The sequence below is a fragment of the Motilimonas cestriensis genome (assembly GCF_021295315.1).
Lineage (GTDB): Bacteria > Pseudomonadota > Gammaproteobacteria > Enterobacterales > CBDFNC01 > Motilimonas > Motilimonas cestriensis.
This window is the reverse complement of sequence record NZ_JAIMJA010000002.1, coordinates 175,232-196,034: the sequence shown is the minus strand read 5'-3', so window position 1 is coordinate 196,034 and position 20,803 is coordinate 175,232. Positions and strand designations below refer to the sequence as shown.

General features: G+C 42.9%; 22 protein-coding genes. 7 read left to right on the top strand and 15 right to left on the bottom strand.

Features of this window, described 5'->3' with window-relative positions; translation table 11 throughout:
• Positions 1-47 precede the first annotated feature (47 nt).
• Together fabV and K6Y31_RS02655 are read left to right on the top strand one after the other, a co-directional pair.
• Positions 48-1,250, top strand: a complete 1,203-nt coding sequence (gene fabV / locus K6Y31_RS02660; RefSeq protein WP_233051301.1) for an enoyl-ACP reductase FabV — start codon at positions 48-50, stop codon at positions 1,248-1,250.
• 153 nt (positions 1,251-1,403) lie between these two features.
• Positions 1,404-2,807: an AraC family transcriptional regulator gene (locus K6Y31_RS02655; RefSeq protein ID WP_233051300.1), complete on the top strand. Its 1,404-nt coding sequence runs from the start codon at positions 1,404-1,406 to the stop codon at positions 2,805-2,807.
• 120 nt (positions 2,808-2,927) lie between these two features.
• Here K6Y31_RS02655 and K6Y31_RS02650 read toward each other — a convergent pair whose 3' ends face one another.
• The 3 genes from K6Y31_RS02650 to K6Y31_RS02640 form a co-directional block, all read right to left on the bottom strand.
• On the bottom strand, positions 2,928-3,302 hold the full coding sequence (locus tag K6Y31_RS02650; RefSeq protein WP_232800064.1) for a PH domain-containing protein: 375 nt from the start codon (positions 3,300-3,302) through the stop codon (positions 2,928-2,930).
• Between the two features lie 284 nt (positions 3,303-3,586).
• Complete coding sequence (locus K6Y31_RS02645) at positions 3,587-4,027, bottom strand: DUF2141 domain-containing protein (protein ID WP_233051299.1); 441 nt, start codon at positions 4,025-4,027, stop codon at positions 3,587-3,589.
• Between the two features lie 30 nt (positions 4,028-4,057).
• The gene (locus K6Y31_RS02640) at positions 4,058-5,191 is read right to left on the bottom strand and encodes an OpgC family protein (RefSeq protein ID WP_233051298.1); all 1,134 of its coding nucleotides are present in this window, start codon (positions 5,189-5,191) and stop codon (positions 4,058-4,060) included.
• Positions 5,192-5,341: 150 nt separating this feature from the next.
• Here K6Y31_RS02640 and K6Y31_RS02635 point away from each other — a divergent pair, with 150 nt between their 5' ends.
• Positions 5,342-5,584, top strand: a complete 243-nt coding sequence (locus tag K6Y31_RS02635; protein WP_251080742.1) for a DUF6500 family protein — start codon at positions 5,342-5,344, stop codon at positions 5,582-5,584.
• A gap of 43 nt (positions 5,585-5,627) precedes the next feature.
• Complete coding sequence (locus tag K6Y31_RS02630) at positions 5,628-6,857, top strand: DEAD/DEAH box helicase (RefSeq protein ID WP_233051297.1); 1,230 nt, start codon at positions 5,628-5,630, stop codon at positions 6,855-6,857.
• Positions 6,858-6,886: 29 nt separating this feature from the next.
• Here the strand turns inward: K6Y31_RS02630 and K6Y31_RS02625 are convergent, their stop codons facing one another.
• From K6Y31_RS02625 to K6Y31_RS02615, 3 genes are all read right to left on the bottom strand, one after another.
• Positions 6,887-7,948 (bottom strand): calcium/sodium antiporter, encoded by a 1,062-nt coding sequence (locus K6Y31_RS02625; protein ID WP_233051296.1) that lies wholly within the window; start codon positions 7,946-7,948, stop codon positions 6,887-6,889.
• Positions 7,949-8,086: 138 nt separating this feature from the next.
• A complete protein-coding gene (locus K6Y31_RS02620; RefSeq protein WP_233051295.1) occupies positions 8,087-8,968 on the bottom strand; it encodes an AEC family transporter in 882 nt (293 codons plus the stop codon).
• Positions 8,969-9,133: 165 nt separating this feature from the next.
• Complete coding sequence (locus tag K6Y31_RS02615) at positions 9,134-9,823, bottom strand: hypothetical protein (protein WP_233051294.1); 690 nt, start codon at positions 9,821-9,823, stop codon at positions 9,134-9,136.
• A 197-nt stretch (positions 9,824-10,020) separates the two neighbouring features.
• On the opposite strand from K6Y31_RS02615, the gene K6Y31_RS02610 reads away from it, so the two are divergent.
• Positions 10,021-10,320 carry a DUF6482 family protein gene (locus K6Y31_RS02610; RefSeq protein WP_233051293.1) on the top strand — a complete coding sequence of 100 codons (300 nt, stop codon included), beginning with the start codon at positions 10,021-10,023 and terminating at the stop codon, positions 10,318-10,320.
• 138 nt (positions 10,321-10,458) lie between these two features.
• On the opposite strand, the gene K6Y31_RS02605 is transcribed toward K6Y31_RS02610, so the two are convergent.
• The 8 genes from K6Y31_RS02605 to ohrR form a co-directional block, all read right to left on the bottom strand.
• Positions 10,459-12,444, bottom strand: a complete 1,986-nt coding sequence (locus K6Y31_RS02605) for a BCCT family transporter (RefSeq protein WP_233051292.1) — start codon at positions 12,442-12,444, stop codon at positions 10,459-10,461.
• Positions 12,445-12,795: 351 nt separating this feature from the next.
• Positions 12,796-14,502, bottom strand: coding sequence for an ArnT family glycosyltransferase (locus tag K6Y31_RS02600; protein ID WP_233051291.1), 1,707 nt, complete (start codon positions 14,500-14,502; stop codon positions 12,796-12,798).
• Positions 14,502-15,170 (bottom strand): TVP38/TMEM64 family protein, encoded by a 669-nt coding sequence (locus K6Y31_RS02595; RefSeq protein ID WP_233051290.1) that lies wholly within the window; start codon positions 15,168-15,170, stop codon positions 14,502-14,504. The genes K6Y31_RS02600 and K6Y31_RS02595 overlap by 1 nt, the downstream gene beginning before the upstream one ends.
• A gap of 9 nt (positions 15,171-15,179) precedes the next feature.
• Positions 15,180-15,917 carry a glycosyltransferase family 2 protein gene (locus tag K6Y31_RS02590; protein ID WP_233051289.1) on the bottom strand — a complete coding sequence of 246 codons (738 nt, stop codon included), beginning with the start codon at positions 15,915-15,917 and terminating at the stop codon, positions 15,180-15,182.
• A gap of 161 nt (positions 15,918-16,078) precedes the next feature.
• Positions 16,079-16,489: a DUF1801 domain-containing protein gene (locus tag K6Y31_RS02585; protein WP_233051439.1), complete on the bottom strand. Its 411-nt coding sequence runs from the start codon at positions 16,487-16,489 to the stop codon at positions 16,079-16,081.
• Positions 16,490-16,511: 22 nt separating this feature from the next.
• On the bottom strand, positions 16,512-17,240 hold the full coding sequence (locus tag K6Y31_RS02580; protein WP_233051288.1) for a glutathione S-transferase family protein: 729 nt from the start codon (positions 17,238-17,240) through the stop codon (positions 16,512-16,514).
• A 162-nt stretch (positions 17,241-17,402) separates the two neighbouring features.
• Entirely contained in the window at positions 17,403-18,200 is a 798-nt protein-coding gene (locus K6Y31_RS02575) for a substrate-binding periplasmic protein (RefSeq protein WP_233051287.1), read from the bottom strand.
• 298 nt (positions 18,201-18,498) lie between these two features.
• Entirely contained in the window at positions 18,499-18,975 is a 477-nt protein-coding gene (gene ohrR, locus K6Y31_RS02570; protein WP_233051286.1) for a transcriptional regulator OhrR, read from the bottom strand.
• Between the two features lie 160 nt (positions 18,976-19,135).
• Between ohrR and ohr the strand changes: the two genes are divergently transcribed.
• Positions 19,136-19,558, top strand: a complete 423-nt coding sequence (gene ohr / locus K6Y31_RS02565) for an organic hydroperoxide reductase Ohr (RefSeq protein WP_282560140.1) — start codon at positions 19,136-19,138, stop codon at positions 19,556-19,558.
• Positions 19,558-20,001, top strand: coding sequence for a DoxX family protein (locus K6Y31_RS02560; RefSeq protein ID WP_233051284.1), 444 nt, complete (start codon positions 19,558-19,560; stop codon positions 19,999-20,001). The genes ohr and K6Y31_RS02560 overlap by 1 nt, the downstream gene beginning before the upstream one ends.
• A 167-nt stretch (positions 20,002-20,168) precedes the next feature.
• On the opposite strand, the gene rnk is transcribed toward K6Y31_RS02560, so the two are convergent.
• A complete protein-coding gene (rnk, locus tag K6Y31_RS02555; RefSeq protein ID WP_232800083.1) occupies positions 20,169-20,594 on the bottom strand; it encodes a nucleoside diphosphate kinase regulator in 426 nt (141 codons plus the stop codon).
• Positions 20,595-20,803 lie beyond the last annotated feature (209 nt).

Below are 20,803 nucleotides of genomic sequence, written 5' to 3'. Positions count from 1 at the left end.
TATCTTTAGCCCGAATATTTTTATCTTTAACAGAGTCAGAGTTTACCATGATCATTAAACCTAAAATCCGTGGCTTTATTTGTACTACTACGCATCCTGTTGGCTGTGATGCTAATGTGGCACAGCAAATTGCTAACACTAAAGCCAAAGGCCCAATCAAAAATGGCCCTAAAAAAGTATTAGTATTAGGCTCGTCAGCTGGTTACGGCCTGTCTTCTCGAATCGCTGCTGCGTTTGGCTCTGGTGCAGCAACCTTAGGCGTTTGTTTTGAAAAGCCGGGAACAGAAAAAAAACCGGGTTCAGCAGGCTGGTATAACTCAGCGGCATTTGATAAATACGCGAAAGAAGCGGGCTTATATGCCAAAACTATTAATGGTGATGCATTTTCAAACGAAGCGAAAGCCAAAGTTATTGAGCTGATCAAGCAAGATCTTGGTGAGATTGATTTAGTTGTATATTCGCTAGCATCACCAGTGCGCAAAATGCCTGAAACAGGTGAAGTAGTGCGCTCTAGCCTAAAACCAATTGGCCAAACCTATACATCTACCGCGATTGATACCAATAAAGACACTATTATTGAAGCCAGTGTTGAGCCGGCAACGGACGAAGAAGTCGCCAATACGGTAACGGTAATGGGCGGCCAAGATTGGGAGCTATGGATTGAAGCCCTAGCAGAAGCTGGTGTGTTGGCTAAAGGCGTACAAACCGTTGCTTACTCCTACATTGGTACTGAGATTACTTGGCCTATCTACTGGCATGGCGCCCTAGGTAAAGCGAAAGAAGATTTAGATCGCGCTTCAGCTGAGTTAAATAAAAAACTAGCCGCTGTAGACGGCGCCGCTTACGTTTCGGTACTGAAAAGTGTGGTAACGCAAGCCAGTGCAGCGATACCAGTGATGCCGCTATACTTAGCAATCGTGTTTAAAACCATGCGTGAGCAAGGCATTCATGAAGGTTGCATGGAGCAAATTCAGCGTTTGTTTGATTCTCGCCTTTATAAAGAAGATGGCAGTGCGCCTGAAACTGACGACAGTAATCGTTTACGTCTTGACGATTGGGAACTACGCGACAGCGTACAAGATGTTTGTAAAGCAATGTGGCCACAAATAACCACTGAAAACCTGTTTGAACTAACGGATTATCAGCTTTATAAAGATGAGTTCCTGAAATTATTTGGCTTTGGCGTTGACGGCGTTGATTACGATGCCGACGTGGCGACCGAAGTTGACTTTGACTGTATTGAGCTTTAAGCCTAAATACTCTCAATAAAAATTTCTTTGAATCAAAAAACGCGCTAACCGAGAGGTTTGCGCGTTTTTTGCTTTCTAAGTCTTGATCTTACAAGCATTTACGCCACAGATTTATGATATATTTTGCTCAGTTTTAAAAGCAAGATAGGCGACATGGATAGCTTAAGCCGAGTAGTTAAATTAACGGATTACATTGAAGCGCATTTACCCCAATGCTTTAGTTTAGAGCACTTGTCTCATTGGCTTGGTGTTAGCAAATGGCACTTGCAGCGCGAGTTTAAAGAATTAACAGGCCTTTCTATTGGTCAATACAGTACAGGGCGAAAACTAAGCCTTGCCGCAGCAGAGCTGGCCGATAGCCCCCTTAGAATCATTGATATTGCATTAAACTATGGTTTTGAATCGCAAGAAGCATTTGCCCGCGCTTTTAAGCGCCATTTTGGTATTTCACCAAAAAACATTAAGGGGCAACCGCTTTGGGCACAACAAATTAAGTCACAGCCACTGACCCGTGCTTATCTTGAATGTTACGCTGAGCTGCGTGCCATTACGCCTACTATTGTTACTTTACCGGCTGCAGAATATTTGGCGCTGCCTGCCACGCTTAACTCTATTCGTCATGGCTCAAGCGATTTTTTTCAGGATTTTTCAACGCTATGGCGATCATTTGAGCGGGAAATCTCAGAGCTTGGACTGAACGTATCAATGGACCAATGCTACTCAATGGAGTTTATGAATCGCTGCCATCATGAAACAGGGCTATTTATGATGCTGGCGGCCATGCGGATTGAGGGGCTAGATGTTGTTATTCCTGATGAGTCTGATTTGATCCGTTTTCAGGTAAAGCAACAACGATATTATTGTTTTGAGTTGACTGATGCTTTTAGGGTAAAACATTTTTTACGCTATTTATTCGAACACTATTTGCCTGATCAACAATTAGCATTGGTGGAGTTTCCGGTGTTGTGGCAGGGGACTGAGGAGGGCAAATTATTGGGATATTTCCCTTTAATTGATGATCTTAGCTGTGAGGAGTTACCTATAGGCTTAACTATTGCTGAGCAGTTGATTCAAATACCTGACCTTAAGATGCGGGCTTTATCCACTCGGTTACCTTTTAGTTTGCGCCAAGTATCAGAACGTTTAGCGACTCTATTTGAGCGTTGGCCAGAGGTGACGAATATAGCTAGCGGTGGTATTGCGCCGGCGTTAAACCAAGGCAAAGCGATTTTAATTGGCGAGCATGGCTCGGCGCAGTTTAGTCCTGAGCATGAATTTCATGCCTCAATAATCGACCTTGATTTAGCAGCCAAACCAGCGCTGCCAAATAGTGAAATAATAAGTCTTACTGGCGCAGCGTATTTACATTGCCAGCTGCAAGGAACCTTGCCACAAATCGATTTTGCACTTAACTACGTTTACCACTTTTATTTGTCGGATTCCCCTTACTACCAAGTAAAAGGCCATGAATGGCTCAGCAATATACAGTGTAACGGTGAACATTATCAGTTTGAGCTGTGGTTACCAGTCAAGTCGCGCAGCGGCCGAAAAACCTAGGATTTTTTTTTATCCCGAATGCCGTATTTCTAGGGCTGATAGTGATCCGTTACGCTATTAGTCACAATGAGCTGAGATGGGCCTCTCAATGAGGCCTTGATAAGCGGTTTTATGTGGTTACTAAAACATAAAATTAGCAATGGTCTTTTGAATACCCACCACATTGGTGCCTTTTTTCAGCTCTTTAACGATAGGGGCAGATGAACCTGATACCCAAATTTTTAGTTCTGAGTCCATGTCAAAGGTGCCTGCAGATTCAACGCAAAAGTGCGTAATCGATTTATAAGGTATGGAGTGGTATTCCACTTTTGAACCAGTGATCCCTTGTTTATCTATCATGATTAAGCGTTTGTTAGTAAACACGAACATATCTCTAATGAGCTTGTAGGCTAGAGCCAGTTCTTCGTTATCTGCCATAATTGGTGACAATTCGGCGCTAAGCTCTGCTAAGTTTACTTCAGATGCGTTGCCCATTAAGGCATCAAAAATTCCCATATTGCTTCTCGTTGATGAGTGAGTCAGGGCTTTAGATTAGAGCGAACAGTAACAATGAACAAGTATGAAAGAGAAGATCTAACTTTATTGGCTCCTTACCAGAGAGATTAATAATAGTAAAATAAGTCCAAATGCACTGCAGCCCAGCACAAAGCCTAGTACTGCTAGTAAGGACTTTTTTATTCCTTGTAAAATAACTGACATGAGTTTTTCCTGATTTAATTTATCACTGCGTCTCTAAAAAGGGCAGCTAACCGTAACTAGCTGCCAAGGCTTGCTAGGAGTTAATAAAAGCTTATTTTTGCTACCGTATCGGCAGTAACGGCAAATTTGACTTGGTTCATACTTGGCGGCCCCATTAATGTTGGATTTTGTGAGTAACCGTAAGGCTCAAGGGGCATGCCTTGGGCACTCATTTTTAAGTCGCCATCGCCGTCTAAATCTTGCATCACAAAAATGGCGTAATCACCCGTTGGAATGTCATTAATCACAATTGGTTGACGAGCTTGAGCCAAACTATAAGCTTTCGTTAATTGCGTAGGATCACCTCTTAAGTCGTCAGTGCTTTTATACAAAAATAACTTCACGTCGCCTTCCGGCCGAGTGATGTCACCCAGTTCAATAGTGAGTTGATGCGTTTTCCCATCATTAACTGTGGTGGCTTGTTCACTGCCACAGGCGCTTAGTGCGAGTAAACTTGCGGTGATTAAAAGTAACTTTTTCATTGTTGATTCCTTCGTTTATTGGGTATTGATTCAGACCAAGTTAGACGCTGCTGGCTGATACTTATTACATTGTTTGGCTTGCCATTGTTGATGGATAAGCGCGGGAATAAATAAAGTGCAGGTTAATGCGATTAACCATAGGGTATAGCTATCACTGGCGCGTAATTGCTGTAGATAAGGCGCGACAATAAAAATTAGTAAGGTCTGCCAAGCGAATACTTGCAAAGAGTGACGACCTAATAAACGTAAGCCGGGAATGTTGAGGGCGTTAGGCCAACGGCTGATGACAAAGCCCAATAAGTAAACCCATAGTAAAAGGTTGAGTACGCGTAACCAGCCAAGCTCGGGCTTATCGGCAAGCTGATACAATACGCCTTGATGAATGCCCATGGATAAAAAAGCGCCATGATGGGTGATGAATATAGCCAATGCCAATATAAGTGCTATCCATACTGGAATGACAGAGGCGTACCAATTAATACTTTGTTGACGTTTGCCATAACCAATAGCCGCTCCCATCATAAATAGTAGTTGCCACGCCCAAGGGTCAAAGTAGCCAACACTAATACCGAGTTCGGGCGAAACGCTTTGATATAGACCGGTTAAGCTAGTTTGTGTAAACCAGCTACTGCTCAACCAAAGGGCAACACTGATAGCTAAAGCTAACCAGCCATAGCCGCGGCGAAAGGCAATGATCACTGCAGGCAACACCAGCATAAAAATGATGTACAGCGGCAAGATGTCAAAGTAGGCAGGTCGGTTTAGTAGCAATAAAGATAGCCAGCTCGCATGCTCTGGCGCTTGGAAAAAATTAGGCATTGACGTTTGGTAAACGTCTCGTGCGCTGGGATAAATGGATATTGCTATCCAAGCAACAGCGAGCACTAATAATAAGCAAATAATGTGATAACAATAAATAGTCCAAGCGCGATGGACAGCCTTGCTAACAACCTGCTTATTAGAGTATTTGTCGGCACTGTAAATCAGGCCAGCAAGTAACCCCGAAATAAAAATAAATCCTTCTGCAGCGCCTAATTGGCCTAAAGGCTGCAAAGTAAAATATTGTAAAAATGTATGGCCACCACTTATCCAAACTAAGTGGTTAATTGTCATTAGAACTAATAACAGTCCTCTGAGCGCATCTAATGCATGGATCCGGTTCATATGCTTGCCTCCTTTTATGATGTTTTAAGCTTAGGAAGGAACCGCGATATAAAACTGACCGAAAATGCGCTTTTAACAGTTTTAACGAATTTGACGACGAAATCGAATTCGTCGACACTCAGTGCTTACTTCTTAACTCTATAGGTTGTAATGATGACCATACCCGCCGCCATGCTGGAAAAAATGATCCGTGTTTGTGATGAAAAAATTGCGAAAAAGGGCGAGGGCGTAGGCCTCTCGTTTTATGCTTTTTTTGCTAACAAGAACACAGAGCCAAGTACTTTAATGGCGGTGGCAACGTGGTGGATTGAAACTCATCAACTTGATCATTTTGAGAAAGCGGTAAAAATTAAGGCCATGGTTGAGGGGATAAAAACACCACCAAAACCCTGATTTTTGTTACACTGGCCAACCTATTTTTGATCAGCTAGTTGCCATGTCTTTTTCTCAATTAATCAATGACCCTCAACTTAACCAAGCGCTGGTGGCGCTGAACTATCAGCAGCCCACAGCCATCCAAAGCCAAGCTATTCCGATGATTTTAGCGGGACGTGACGTGATGGCGGGCGCGCAAACTGGCACCGGTAAAACCGCCGCATTTTTGTTGCCAATTTTACAACGATTAAATGAGCAACCAGTGACGACTGATGGCGTAAAGCCAGTGCGAGCCTTAGTGCTAACACCAACACGCGAGCTAGCGGTGCAAGTGGAAAAAAGCTTTCAGCAATATGCTAAGTATTGTTCATTAACAGCGGCAGTGGTTTATGGCGGCGTAAGTATAGCTGCGCAAGTTAAACGTTTTAAGCAAGGCGTTGACGTGATTGTGGCGACACCGGGGCGTTTACTTGATCACCTTAAACAGGGCAACCTAAGGTTGAATGAACTGAGTTACTTAGTGTTTGATGAAGCGGATCGCATGTTAGACATGGGCTTTGCTGACGAGATTAATGGGATTTTGCAACGACTGCCGAGCAAGCGTCAGACCTTATTATTTTCCGCTACCTTCGACGATGCTATTTTTAAGCTAAGTAAGCGGTTGCTAACAGATCCGGCATTAATTGAAGTGGACAATCGTAATAGTGTCGCCGCACCCGTTGAACAAATTGTTTATGCTGTTGATGATGATAGAAAAGTCGATCTCATCTCTTTTTTGCTGAAAAAAAAGCCCGACCAACAAAGTCTTATTTTTAGTCGAACCAAACAAGGCGTTGATCAAATTGCTAAGCAGCTGCAAGCAAAAGAGTTGGCCGCTCATGCCTTTCATGGTGATTTATCGCAAGCTGTGCGCGAGCAAGTGCTTAATGACTTTAAAGTTGGTGATTTAAATGTGCTGGTGGCCACGGATGTAGCGGCGCGGGGTTTAGACATTGCACAATTAGGTTGTGTGATTAATATGGAGCTGCCTTTTGTTGCCCAAGATTATGTGCATCGTATTGGCCGTACTGGGCGTGCGGGTCAAGCAGGCTTGGCCATTACCTTATTAAGCCCCGATGAAGAATGGCGCTTAGAAGAAATAGAACTGTTAATTGATCAGCGTTTAGCGGCGCAATGGCTCGCAGGCTTTGAGCCTGATTTAACTAAGAGTGCCCCCATTGATAAGAAAAATAGCCGTGGCGCACAAAAACGCCGCGCTAAAAAGCGGGCGTTTGGCAATAAAAAGCGTTGAATAACGTAGTTAAGCAGAATTAAGCAGAATTAAGCTGAACGTGCTCGGCGTTGCTTCAGATCCCATATCAGGGTGCTCAAAACTAAGATGGCGGTTAATGGAATTATCACATATGCCGCTACTTGACCCAGCGGTGTTTGATAGCCCGATTGTATGGCGCTGCTAATTAAATAAGCGGTGTAAACTAAGTACAACACAAAGAAGTTAATCCCTTCCAAGCGACTTAAGGCTGCGCCTGTAAAAAATAACGGCACACACAGTAAAGCCACGCCCAGCATGACGGGGAGATCAAGGTTAATTAATGCCGCATCAGCAGTTAGCCCGCTTGGCGCAATCAAGCCTGATACGCCCAGTACCGCTAACAAGTTAAATACATTACTGCCAATGACGTTACCAACAGCAATATCACGCTGTCCTTTTACGGTGGCAACTAGCGAGGTGACCACCTCAGGTAGGGATGTGCCAATGGCGACGATGGTTAAACCAATAACCGCCTCACTCACGCCAAATGACTGCGCAATAGCCACCGCATTCTCTACTAACAATTGTGCGCCAATAACCAACAAGGCAAAACCTGCGATAACCCAAAGCACGTTTTGCCACCAAGGTGCTGCAGCCATATTGTCATCATCTTCAGTTTCGGGCGGGCTCTTTTTACCCTGAATAAATAAAAAGCTGGTGTAGCTAATTAACAGCACCACGAGGATAGCGGCATCAATACGACTTAGTATGCCGTCGCTAACCAGCCAAAACACTAAGGCTGAAATCGCAACCATGATAGGTACATCTTGCTTTATAAGCTGCTTAGAAATCACCAAGGGAGAAATAATCGCGGCTAAGCCAAGAATAAACAGCACGTTAAAAATATTACTGCCGACGACATTGGCTATCGCCATCTCGGTTTCACCAGAAAAGGCTGCGCCAATACTCACCGCTAACTCAGGTGCACTGGTGCCAAAAGCCACCACTGTTAAACCAACCACCAGGCTTGGAATACCTGCGCTTAAGGCTAATCGCGCCGCGCCTTTTACTAAACAATCTGCACCGTAAATCAATAACATTAGGCCGAGCACTAACAATAAGTAAACCACTATTTTGCCTCTAAAGTTGGCGTTGTCATGATCGCGATAGTAAGGCTTTTTATAGCGCTAAGATAGAGGCTAATTAACAAATAAATTTGTCTTGATTATTGCTTAAGTGGTTTAGTTAAATATATGTAATATAAAGAATTAAAGTGACAGTGAAATAAACAACAGAATAGGTAAGCTAATTAAGGCAGAAGCGTTACCAAATAACACCATTGCAGCCACTTTATGGGGCTCATTTTGGTAACGCTCGGCGTAGAGATAGTTCATTACCGCAGGCGGTAGCATACTAAATAACAAGATCATTTTTAGGTGTAAGCTGGGTAAGGGAATAAACAAATAGACTAAGGTAAACGACACCGCGCCAGTGAGTAAACTCAGTGCAATATTGATAAGTCCTGTTTTTAAACCATCGAGTTGCAGCTGAGTCATCTGAGAGCCCAGCGCTAATAGCATTACAGGAATCGCTGCTTGACCAAGTAATTGGGTCGCCTCGGCAATGGGTTGGTAAATGTGTACTTGGCCAAGGTTAAGGGTAATAGCCGCCAAAGCAGCAATAAATAACGGTGTTTTAAATGCACTGACTAAGTTTTGCCAGCCTCGCTGGTTACTTAATATCAAGCTGCCAAAAATCACATGCAAACAAGTAGACACCACAAACAATAATACCGCAGCCTCAGCCGCAACGGCGCCGAAAGCATAGCCAAACAAAGGAATGGCTAAATTGCCACTGTTGCGGAACATTAAGGTGGGCGCCCAGCTTTTAAAGTTCATTGATTTTGGCGCAAGGCAGATAAAAAGGACGCCCGGCAATAGCAACACAGACAAGGCGGCGATAATTAAAGGACCTTGGCTCATGTTTAGGGGCATCGCCACCAAGGATGAAAAAACGAGGGCGGGCACAAATACATCGATATTAAGGCGATTGATTGGCGCAAAATTAATATTCATGGTTTTGCCCACCCAAAAGCCCACTAAGACCAAGGAAAAAACGGGCAGTAAAATAGCGATTACTTGGCTAAGCATAAAAGCAGGCTTCTATTACAGTAAGAAACTCATGACGTTATCTTAATTTTAAGCAAAATGACAGGAGCGAAGAGTATGAGTTGTTGAATGCATAAGCAGCCTTAAGTGACTTTTACTAGATGCTGTAAGCACAAAACGAAGCACTCGTATGCCTGTGTTATAAGGTTAAACCAATGTACTGATCCTAGGGTTTAGGGCGTTCATAAGAAAGTGAGCAAATAAGCCGGTATCCACATTTAACCTTGCTTCCATGGTCAGATAATCTTGGCCAAAGCCATTAGGTTGAAATTGATTATTATAACGTTCCGTTAACTCGTTGAGCTGCAATGAGCCGCGCAGATCATCTTGCTGTAATTCGTTATAGCCAACTGAGTCTCGGTGTTTTAAGCCATAAACGATACCAGTATGAAGCTGAGTAAACGCCTCTCTTAACTTATCATTGTTAGCAATCTCCTGCTCCAGTTCAGATAAGGTTGCAGGTGATAGGTTTGCCCCTGATAGCTTTAAAGTGCCATCTTTTTGCAGCGACAGATCCAGCTCACTAAGATCTAGATCAGGGTTTTCAGCCATTTGTTTTTCTTTAAATGCTGCGAACTCGTACACGCTAGTTTCTAATGCTGACTGAGTTTTGGTCATTTCTTCCATATAAAGAAGCATACGTTGCGACACTTCTTCATTAAGGCGCTGAGATAACTCAGTTGAGATCCCATGAGCTAGATCGAAGGACACTTGCTCCTGACCGGTCGAGTGGGTCACTTCGAGACTTTTATCCTTTATTTTCTCTATCGGCTGCTGCTCACTTCGGTTCAATTGTGGCTGAACTGGTAGCCTATTTGATTGCTTAATAACCACCATGTTGATGCTCCCTTACGTATGTAAACTTACTTCTGTTGGGGGTTGAGTACCATGACTTGGAATTGTCGTCTGTAACATCGCTTTCTTTGGCATCGGCAAATACAGTAATAAATTTAACAAAAAATTTACATTTATGGCTAGCAATGTTTATATTAACTACCAAGCTTTAAGCAAGTATGCCAACTATTGGAGGTTTTATGCAAGAGAAGCAAATCAAGAAGTGGTTAGCCAGTGGCGGAGAAACTGAATGTATTTTAAAGACTTATGCCGACTCTTCCTATTATCGACCAGAAATTATTGTACATAATGAGCCTGAGCCTATCATCAATAATAAAGGTGAAGCCATTCACTTTAATAGCTTAGTGAATGCCAAGGAAGGAATGAAAAAATTGGGCTTTGACTCGGCAACCCTAAAGTTAGATTTACCCTACGACGAAATGCTGGGTGAAAAAGTATCAGCAGATGAGTGTTTTCAAGAAATGAAAATTTGTCTCTAACTTACCCTTCGGGCGGCGTAATCAGTGCTTCGTCCTAAATATCCTCTGGCTTGCGCGGAAAACAACAGAAGTTTATGTTACTAGAATGAGCTATGGCTATACACGCCATAGCTCATTCCGATTTGCGGTCAGTTAAGGTTAATGGTTACCGGTATCAACCTCTCCCGCTTCTTCCAAAATTTCTGAGCTAGCCAAGTACAAGAAATGTAAATGACGCTCATACTGGGTGATTGCATCCGCAATAATTTGCTCTTGGGTATAGCCGAAAACATCATATTGCTGGCCACCTTGCAGCAAGAATACTTCAGCGCGGTAGTAATCATTGTGCTTTTCTTCGGCATAGGCTGGCACCGCAAAGTGACGCAATCTAATACCATAAGAGAAATTTTCTGCTTCTTCTTTGTAAATGGTTAAGCGGATCTTTTCACTGTCTTCAATCAATTTAGCTTTTAGGCCTGTTTGCTCAAACTGCTCACAGAGTTCGGTCAACGCTGGGCGAACGATATGTTCGATAAAGCGCTCAGCCTGATTTAAACCAGGGTGAACCAATAATGTATTTAAGCGTTCTTTCCAGTGGATCTGGCTTTGGGTAAATTGAACTGACGTATTATGGCTTTGTACACTTCTTTGCAGCATTAAGTCATGGCGTAGTGCCTTAAATAAGCCATAGCAAAACAGCATCATGATGAACATGAATGGGAATGCGCTGGCAATGGTTAAGGTTTGCAGGGCTTGTAAACCACCCGCAAACAGCAATGCCGACGCGATGATGCCAATCATGCTGGTCCAAAAGATACGTTGCCATAATGGCGTGTCTTGCTCACCACCAGCCGTTAAGGTATCAATAACCAAAGCACCAGAGTCTGCAGAGGTAATGAAGAAGGTCGTTACCAGCAATACAGCGATAAAGGACAAGAATGAAGAAAATGGGAATTGCTCAAAGAAGATAAAGATAGCGATAGCCACATTATCATTTACCGCTTGAGCCAATAAATGCGCGGTATCCCCTGCAATCATATTAATGGCACTGTTGCCAAATACCGTCATCCATAAAAATGTAAAACCAGCAGGGATGAAGAGTACACCAACGATAAACTCACGAATGGTACGGCCACGAGAAACGCGTGCAATAAATATCCCAACGAAAGGAGACCAAGAAATCCACCAGCCCCAATACAACATGGTCCAGCCGCCAAGCCAGTCTTCTTTTGGATCGTAAGCGTACATATTAAATGTGCTGTTCACCAGTTCGCTCATATAAGTACCGGTGTTTTCTACAAATGATTGCAGTAGTAGTTCAGTTGGCCCTAGTAGTAACACTGCAACCAATAGCGTTAACGCTAATACCATATTAAGGTTTGACAGGCGCTTAATCCCGCCATCTAAGCCTAAAATCACCGAGCCTGTAGCCAAAATGGTGATAACAACAATCAAGCCAAGCTGAATTAATGGCGTTTGTGGCAAGTCGAATAAGTGCATTAAACCAGCGTTAAGCTGCTGTACGCCAAAACCTAAAGACGTGGCTACACCAAATAGTGTGCCCACTACTGCAAATGTGTCCACGGCATGCCCAATTGGGCCGTAAATGCGATCGCCTATCAGTGGATATAAAGCAGAGCGAGGTAGCAGGGGTAATTTATGACGGTAAGAGAAATAAGCCAAAGATAGTGCGACCACGGCATAAATAGCCCAAGCATGTAGACCCCAGTGGAAGAAGGTGATTCGCATAGCTTCTTTTGCTGCTGCAATGGTGGCTGCATCACCAACTGGCGGGCTTAAATAGTGCATCACGGGTTCGGCTACACCGAAAAACATTAAGCCAATACCCATCCCAGCGGAAAACAGCATAGAGAACCATGACACATTAGTGTAATCTGGTTCACTGTGATCGGGACCAAGCTTAAGGTCGCCTAAGCGGCTGACCATAATGCAAACGGTAAAAATAAGAAAAATGGCTACCGCAAGAATATAAATCCAGCTGACTTTACTGACTAGCCAAGATTGTACTTCGCCAAAAAACTGGCCACTTAGGTCAGGCTTTAAGGCAGCAATGAATGCGATGGAAACCGCAATGAGTAACGAAGAGATAAAAACGGGTTTATTTATTTTTGTTTGTATTTCCATAATAAGTCTTTGGTTGAAGGCGCGCCCTAAGGGTCATTTCCTTAGATCACGATGACTGCTTAACAGAGCGCGAAGCAAAAAGGGCTTCACAACGTAAGCAAATACTCACTAATAAATGAGTGTAAAACAGCCAAAAGATACACAGAGATAACGGTTATCGGTTAAGTTATCCTGCTTACATGTGTTTGTTCAGTAGCTAATGCTAGCACAAAACACCATGCTTTTGTTAAATAGCGATGGATTGTTTTAGTTTTCGTGGCAGGTATTACCGCTTTACAGCAGCTTTATACTGGGGCAAAAAATCACTTTACCCCTTACAAAACAACTATTTCGAAACCTATTGATTATTGACTATAGGTTATCGTAAAAATGAAGTTGCGGCGTGTAATAGCGCTTAACCTCTTTGGGAGCTTGACACTCAGATGTCATTGTCGATTTATCTAATAAAATCCAATCTCTGCGATGCGCGTTGCCAATCAAGACTCCTTTATTGAGATCAAAGCAGACCACCCCTTTGTCACGTGCTTGAGTCAGAATGTAGCGATTTTCTTTTTCATTCATCCACATCCAAGCATTTCGATACTGCTCAGAGTGGCTGCTTAAGTAGCTAAAGTGAGTCATCGGGATGGTTGAAAATAGTAAAAACTGTTCTTTTAATAAGGTTAAGCCTAGCTCACCCTCCACGCCGATACGCTCTTTAACTGTTGCCATTATTTGCTTAGCAGGCGTTCTGGTTGGGTTCATTAATACATACCCTAATGAACCATAAAGCAACCAAGTTACGGCAAGCGCCGCGCCAAAACGAGGCAAAGTTAGTTGCAGTTTATAGCGCCATAGGGCTGCGATCCAAGTTGCTGCGGCCAAAGCGAATAAAGCGGCAAATGGCAATAACTCGTCACCGAGCTGTTTCGTCAATTTTGATGAACCCATTAAGCTCATTATCGTGGCAGTGATGAATACCAAGGCAAATATAGCAGCAAAACCCGTTAGCACTTTATTCACCCAGCTTGCTACCCTAGTTTGGCTGATGATAGCTGCCATCGCGAGCGCTAGCATTGGCAGCGCGGGTAAAATATAAACGCCGCGCTTACCCGGGCTAATACTAAAGAAAATAACCACACAGACGACCCAAACTAATAGCGTTTGTAATAGTGGCGATGCCTTTATTTCAACCCAGCTTTTTTTACTAAAAAGAAATAAATAAAGCGGGAACCACAATATCGGCACAACACTCACTATAAAGTAATACCAAGGCTTTAAGTGACCGGTTGGGTTCGCGTAACGTTGCGCCGTTTGCTGCAGCAGAATGTTATCTCGATAAGCGGTAAAGTCGGGGTTATCTTTACTGGCTGCAAAATACAACACCGGCAGCAGCCAGAGCATTAAAGTGCCGAGCATGGTCAATGGGCCAAACCATAGTTTAAAATTGATAGGTGCTGAAAATTGTTCCTTTTTTACAAAATGAAGAAAAAGCAAAGGCACAAAAATAAGTAAGGGTAAAAAGCCGACTCCTTTGGTGAGAATGCCAAGCGCCATACACACCCAACTAAATAAATACCAGCGCATGTTCGGCTTGACAAAAAAATGCCGAACTAAACCATACATAGCAACCGTGATCCAACAAGCCACCATGGCATCTATCTGCGCGGCTTTTGCCTGAATGACAAATTGCGGTGCTATTAATAGCAGCATCGATGCATTTCGCGCAGTGTTAACATTCCAAAGCTTAGCGGCAAGATCAAACACACATAGCAAGGTGATTAATCCTGCGATGGCGTTAGGAATTAAAAATGTCGCGGAGAGATTTCCAGTGAGTTTATAAAGTAGCGCGATGGACCACATAAAAATCGGTGGCTTGTCGGGATAAAGCTCGCCTCCTCGTAGTGGGAAAAACCAGCGACCCGAATCAACCATTTCTTTAGCGGCTTCAACAAAACGAGGCTCGTCCGCCGGCCAAGGGTCACGCAGTCCGATACCCATAAAGATAATGCAAAAAGCAATAAATAGAATGAACAGCAAATTGCTGTAATAGCGGTCATTAAAAAATGATTTATCCATTAGTTTGAAACTTCCATTTTTAAATTTTCTAGGCGCTGCTTGATGTGATCACGATAAAGCAGGGTTGATAAAATGAAGCTAATTAATGCCATGATAATACTGATATAAAGCATGGTGCTGTTCGCATCATTCATGCCATCGCCAACGAGAGAAAAGATGATTGTTTGTGGCAAATAACCAACCAAGCTAGCAGTAATAAACGGGAAGAAAGGAACACTGCCGCCACCTGACAAGGTGTTGGTGAGTAAATTGCTGCCAAAAGGAAATAGGCGGAGTGTTAGAATTTTTAAAAATGGCTTGTGCTTAGCAAAGCGACTAAATTTTTCCATCCGTAGAGGTAGCTTTTTATGTAAGGTATTTTTTAAATACAGGTTGGCGATAAAATAATTCGCCGCAGCTGCAACGAGGCAAGTAAATAGCGCAAGGCTTACTCCTATCATCACGCCATATAAATAAGCAAATAAAAAAGCCACGACTTGGCGAGGCCCACCGATAAAAAGAAATAAAATGCTGGTGATGAAAATGGTGAAATGAGCACTGTTACCATGCTGAGTAATATAATCTTCTAGCCATAGAGAATCGGCGAGGTGGAGCCAAATGGGGGAATCTATGCTGATGGCCAATACGCTCAGTAGCGTGACGAATAAGGTGATTTTGACCCATTTCATATACCTGTGTTACTCAATTTCTTCGCTAATAATTCGCGGTAACTTGGTTCGCTTTCGCAGCCACATCACGCCAAACATATCGACAACACCCACCCAAGCTCGGCTCCATGCGGTGTAGTTTGATTGCCCTACTGCACGGTTGCGATGATTTACTGGACAGACCACAATTTTGCCGTTGATTCTTTTAATCAGTGCCGGCAAAAATCGATGCATATGATCAAAATAGGGAAGGGCTTGAAAAGTACGCTTGGGAAAGACCTTTAAACCACAACCAGAGTCGGGCACGCCATCATTTAAAAAGCGTTGGCGAATACCATTAGCTATTTTTGATTGTAGCCTTACCCAAGGCGTATCCAATCGTTTATTGCGAAATCCGGCAATACAAAAATGCTCTGTTTGCACCTGCTGCGCAGCTTGCAATAATGCGGGAATGTCAGCCGGATCATTTTGGCCATCAGCATCAGACGTTACAATCCATTCGCCTTTGGCATGAAAGATACCGGTATGCAGTGCTGTGCTTTGTCCACAACTGGCTTCATGACTGATTACTTGCAACTGGCATTGACTTTGAGCGGCAAACTCTTTTGCTTCTATCACTGTGTTATCTTTGCTGCCATCATTGACCAATACAACCTCAAACTGAATGTTACCTAAGGCGTGTAATACTTCGCTGATTTCTTTAATCAGTAGGCCGATGTTGCCTTGTTCATTTTTAGCTGGAATGACGACTGACACAAATGGGTGCATAACATACTCAGTGAGATAGATAAAAACTGACGGCCTGCTGTGGGGTGAAAAGCTTAGTCTTAGCGTTTTCTAGCCGCAAAATTAGTATAGTATTTTCAATAAGCTGTTAAGAATATAGCACCAAGATGATAAAAATATTAAGTGGTAGCGCACATTCTGCTTTATGCCCCCAGCAAGGGGAGGTGTTTGATTTTGTGATAGGTAAGTGCCATTAACAAACACTGCTTAAGCACAGCATCTGGTAGAGGTTGACTTAAAGGCAATAGCATGGCGCGATTACCTGCAAAGGTGATGGTTGGATAAGTGCTAAACAATTCTCGAAAGGTATCTATCAAGCGGGTTTTGCAGTTAAAAAATAAGCAGTAATGATCGGGGTGATTGGCTTTCCAGTCGAGCCGCACCGGGCTGCCATTTTTCACTGCGTAACTGGGCTCACCCCACTTCAATGATTCTTCTACTTTACCCAGTTGGTGTTGCTGACAAAGCTCGAAAATGATTGTCCGTAGTTGCAGTAATTTGGGTTGTACCGCGCTGGGGTAATCATTGAATCTAGCTGCTACATCAGCTGGCATCTCAGTTGGCATGGCAATCCTTTTATGCTGAAAGTGAAGTTAAGCTGTGAACTGAACCTGCTTTATTTTTTAATGCTTGCTCAACACGGGCTTGATACAGCTTAAGTTGGCTAAATCCCTCAATGATAGATGCCAGTGGCGTTGGCATATCATGGTTATCAATGTTCTTAACAATGGCATAAGCAAACAAATCAAAACGGCTAAATGTATCGCCACAAATAAACGTATTTTTACTGAGGTGTGCTTCCAATGCCACAAAGCATTGCTCAGCAGCTTGCAATACTTGTTTAAGACTAAAGCGTCCTACCCCCTGTGAATATAGATTTTTTAGCACTAACTTTCGAGACTGCTTAGCAATAAAAGGTCGGGCTGGCCACTTTAAACCGCTGAAAAATGCTTGTTCTAATATTTTCCAACTGGCTTCTGGGTGCCAACGACAATATACCATCAACCAGTATAAGTGTTGTTCAAGTGCCATTTGCCACGCGTAGCCTTGGCTTTGTTGTAATGAGGTTAAGCCTTCATCAATGGCGTAATCATTGATTAATCGCTGCAATATTAGCTCTGAATCACCTAAGGTTTCCCCTTGGTAAACGGCAAAAGGAATTTTCTTATAGGGCCCGTGCATTGGCAGTGCGGCTTCTATTTTGAACGGGATCTGATGATAGCGTAAAAATAACTCAACTTTGGCACAAAATGGACTGGCATTGATGCCATCAAACTCTACTGTGGTTTGTTTTAAGATAAACATGGCGCTCTCCTTGAAAGTGAATTTCATCATAGCGCTAGCGAGTGACAATATGTGTCAGTAGTAAAGGTGTTATTGATGTTAGCCACGGGGGCGCGTTAAAGAGCTAAATAACAAATGGATTGTTCGGCATAAAGGTTTTTTACGTAATGGAAGCCTTCGATATTACGGGGCCTGATTAGGTTGGGTGTAGCTGTCGATAATGGTCTGTATGGTGCCATCTTGCCACATCTGTTCAAGAGCTTGATTAAGTTTGTTTATTAGCCGCTCTTTGTTTGGAATTTTTGCTGCTTTTGAAATAATCAAATAGGCAGGCTTAGGCTCATGCATCGGTTTACTCATGCCAACCAATTGGTCAGCGACCCCCATTTCCTTTGCTTTGTTCAAAACAACGATTTTACCATTAATATAAAAATCAATTCTGTCCATTAACAACATACGTATGCCCGATTCGGTCGACTTAGTTTCCGAAATAACAAACCGTTGCTCGGCTTTGGCTTGATCAAACTCGGGATTGACACTGTAGCCACTGGATATACCAATGCGTTTGCCATAAAGATCACTGATTTGATTGTAATTATTAGTGTTACTTTGATGAGTAAAAATACTAAACGCACTGGTATGTAGGGGGTAAGCTAAATAAGTTGCAAAAGCTTCACGCTCTAGGGTTTTATAGGCAGAAAACAAGGCATCAGCGTTGCCTCTTCGTAAATAAATAAGAGCTCGCTTCCAAGGTATACACTCAATTGTGAACGGGTATTCAACGCGGCGAAATAACTCTGAAACAATCTCGATATCAATGCCTTTTGCATGGTGTTCTTTACACCAGATAAAAGGCTTGAAGTCTTGTAATGTTACGATTCTAAGTGGTTTTTCGGCGGGGGCTGCGAAAGCAATGTAAGGTAATACCAAGCCCAGTAGAGCGATAAAAATGGTGCGAATACTCTTCTTCTGAGGTGGCATTAAACTGAACCTGACGTGCATAGAAATTACTTAGAAATATAGTCTGAACAACTTACCTTAGCCATCAATATTACTTATACATAGCGACGAATGTGATCAAGGTAAATTAGTATGTAAGTCAAGTGGATTTTGGCAATTAAAATATCTGTAATAAAGTCTGATAAATTGGATATGGGGCTAGATCTTAACTTCTAACTCCGCTTTGCTTTGTTATTAGCTTTGTATGGAATAGCCTTGAGTTGGTCACTATCTCCACAATCTAACATCGTGATTTGTTTCGTATCGGTAGTAGAATGGATTAATTTATGGTGTTCAATAGTTTATCGCAAGTGGACTTTAACGCTGCCAGCTCTTCAAATGGCAATTCACTTTTGCAAAACATCGTGTAGGGAATGGTTTTCGCCTTATCTTTTAATGCTTTACCCGCTTCGGTTAACCATATTTCGCGCACCCGTTCATCTGTTAAAGCACGCTTTCTATCCAATAAACCTTTTGTTTCAAGGCGCTTTAATAGCGGTGTCAACGTGCCTGAATCAAGATGTAGCTTAGCGCCCATGTCTTTTACGTTAATGCCATCATTAGCCCACAACACCATCATGGTGAGGTATTGCGGATAGGTTAAGTCGATAGCATCGAGCAGGGGGCGATAAGCGCGAATAATCGCATTTGCTGCGCTGTATAGCGAAAAGCATACTTGATTTTCAAGCAGTAGTTCACCTGACTCATTTGTGGTCACATCGGCTTGGTGCGTAACGTGGGCTTGCTTGTCGGTCATGAAATACTCCAAGAAAAAATAGCTATGCAATTAAATTGTGCACAATATACTTGCATTATAAATCCAAATCGACCTATACTGCGACATAAATTAAATTGTACACAATATAATTGCTAGCAATTATATTAAATCAGTAACCATACTCATGAGAGGAATCATTATGTCTGCATTATATTCAACCACTGCATCCGCATTATCAGGCCGTAACGGTCAAGTTTCTACCGATGACGGTAAATTGTCTTTAAGTCTTAGTTATCCTAAAGAGCTGGGTGGCACCGGTGAGGCGACTAACCCAGAGCAGCTGTTTGCTGCTGGTTATGCGGCGTGTTTCTCTAATGCCATTTTGCATGTGGCGCGCGAGCAAAAGTTAGCGCTCAGTCAAGCACCGGTTACGGCTGAAGTTGGCTTAGTAGCCAATGAAGCGGGCGGCTTTGCTTTAACGGTAAGCCTAAGTGTCACGCTAGAGTTGGAGCAAAATGCCGCACAGCAACTGGTCGCGGTCGCTCATCAAGTTTGCCCTTACTCAAACGCGGTTAAAGGCAATATCGATGTAAAACTGAGCGTGAATGGTGTATCGCTGTAATGGATAAAGCATTAATTACAACTGGCAGGGTATTATTGGCGCTGTACTTTTTATTGCCCGGCATTATGAAATTTGTTGCTTGGGACATGCACGTTGCTTTAATGGCCAAGCATCAAATGATGCAGATCCCAGTGCTTCTTGCGGCTGCCGGGATCGTGCAAATAGCTGCGGCCTTGCTCATTATTGCTAATCGTTACACCGCTATCTGCGCATTAGTGCTCGCGGGCATGGTGTTGCTGATCAACATTAACCTCCATGATTTTTGGAATTTCACCGGCATCGAAGGTGCGCACGAGCAGCAAAACTTTGTTAAAAACTTGGCTATTTTTGCGGGTCTGTTACTACTGGCTGGGCACAGTTGGACAGACGGCTTTAGACGTTGTCAGCTGTGTGACGGCCCATTTTCTTTTTACCACAATATTTTTTGTTATCTGGGATGGTAACCCCCGAAAAATATTTACAGCGTTTTTGCGGTCACTATAGACTATCTTACTGTTCCCGACTTTAGGTTATATAGGTTTAAACTAAGCTGAGGTGGTTTAACTTGTTCACTGGGGAGGGTAAGGGATTTTTAAGCCAATAAAAGGAGCTACTCGCTCCTTTAGTTATATTACCTGTGTAGCTCACCTTCGCGCTCTGGTTGATACAACACCTCGATAATCTCTACCTTAACTAAGCCACCACCAGGTTTAGGCCACTCTATTTGGTCGCCTTCAGATAGGCCTAATAAAGCAGTGCCAATCGGCGCAAGAATAGAAATTTTTTCGCTATTATCGCCTGCTGTATTATTTATCGCACTTGGATAAGACAAGGTATAAGCCAGCTCTTTGTCTGAATTGGCTACTTTAAAGCGAACAGTTGAGTTCATGGTTACCGTGTTAGGTGGCATTTGCTCGGGCTCAACAATATTCGCGCGATCTAGCTCAGCTTGCAGTCCATCCTTGCCTGGAAATTCTTTATCCCCCAAGGAATCAAGTAGTTTTTCTAGTCGATCGGCATCGAGAGATGAAATGGTAATGCTAGGGCTTTGGGTCATTTTTTACCTACAGAAGAAAAATCATGGTTTGGTTTATCCTGAAATAGACTGAGTTAACTGAGTCAATCCATTGATGATGCTAGACAAACCGACTTTTACGCGCATTTATCAGTTGCGTGATAGCGACGTATTTTTTTAATTAATTTAACAAGTTAACACCAAGTTAAATGGGGTTCAATAGGTGTTTGTATGGATAGCGCTAATTGGAC

Bases quoted from the DNA above. Each gene is read 5' to 3' on its own strand.
- fabV (WP_233051301.1), top strand. From the start codon at position 48: ATGATCATTAAACCTAAAATCCGTGGCTTTATTTGTACTACTACGCAT.
- K6Y31_RS02655 (WP_233051300.1), top strand. From the start codon at position 1,404: ATGGATAGCTTAAGCCGAGTAGTTAAATTAACGGATTACATTGAAGCG.
- K6Y31_RS02650 (WP_232800064.1), bottom strand. From the start codon at position 3,302: ATGGGAATTTTTGATGCCTTAATGGGCAACGCATCTGAAGTAAACTTA.
- K6Y31_RS02645 (WP_233051299.1), bottom strand. From the start codon at position 4,027: ATGAAAAAGTTACTTTTAATCACCGCAAGTTTACTCGCACTAAGCGCC.
- K6Y31_RS02640 (WP_233051298.1), bottom strand. From the start codon at position 5,191: ATGAACCGGATCCATGCATTAGATGCGCTCAGAGGACTGTTATTAGTT.
- K6Y31_RS02635 (WP_251080742.1), top strand. From the start codon at position 5,342: ATGATGACCATACCCGCCGCCATGCTGGAAAAAATGATCCGTGTTTGT.
- K6Y31_RS02630 (WP_233051297.1), top strand. From the start codon at position 5,628: ATGTCTTTTTCTCAATTAATCAATGACCCTCAACTTAACCAAGCGCTG.
- K6Y31_RS02620 (WP_233051295.1), bottom strand. From the start codon at position 8,968: ATGCTTAGCCAAGTAATCGCTATTTTACTGCCCGTTTTTTCCTTGGTC.
- K6Y31_RS02615 (WP_233051294.1), bottom strand. From the start codon at position 9,823: ATGGTGGTTATTAAGCAATCAAATAGGCTACCAGTTCAGCCACAATTG.
- K6Y31_RS02610 (WP_233051293.1), top strand. From the start codon at position 10,021: ATGCAAGAGAAGCAAATCAAGAAGTGGTTAGCCAGTGGCGGAGAAACT.
- K6Y31_RS02605 (WP_233051292.1), bottom strand. From the start codon at position 12,444: ATGGAAATACAAACAAAAATAAATAAACCCGTTTTTATCTCTTCGTTA.
- K6Y31_RS02600 (WP_233051291.1), bottom strand. From the start codon at position 14,502: ATGGATAAATCATTTTTTAATGACCGCTATTACAGCAATTTGCTGTTC.
- K6Y31_RS02595 (WP_233051290.1), bottom strand. From the start codon at position 15,170: ATGAAATGGGTCAAAATCACCTTATTCGTCACGCTACTGAGCGTATTG.
- K6Y31_RS02590 (WP_233051289.1), bottom strand. From the start codon at position 15,917: ATGCACCCATTTGTGTCAGTCGTCATTCCAGCTAAAAATGAACAAGGC.
- K6Y31_RS02585 (WP_233051439.1), bottom strand. From the start codon at position 16,489: ATGCCAGCTGATGTAGCAGCTAGATTCAATGATTACCCCAGCGCGGTA.
- K6Y31_RS02580 (WP_233051288.1), bottom strand. From the start codon at position 17,240: ATGTTTATCTTAAAACAAACCACAGTAGAGTTTGATGGCATCAATGCC.
- K6Y31_RS02575 (WP_233051287.1), bottom strand. From the start codon at position 18,200: ATGCCACCTCAGAAGAAGAGTATTCGCACCATTTTTATCGCTCTACTG.
- ohrR (WP_233051286.1), bottom strand. From the start codon at position 18,975: ATGACCGACAAGCAAGCCCACGTTACGCACCAAGCCGATGTGACCACA.
- ohr (WP_282560140.1), top strand. From the start codon at position 19,136: ATGTCTGCATTATATTCAACCACTGCATCCGCATTATCAGGCCGTAAC.
- K6Y31_RS02560 (WP_233051284.1), top strand. From the start codon at position 19,558: ATGGATAAAGCATTAATTACAACTGGCAGGGTATTATTGGCGCTGTAC.
- rnk (WP_232800083.1), bottom strand. From the start codon at position 20,594: ATGACCCAAAGCCCTAGCATTACCATTTCATCTCTCGATGCCGATCGA.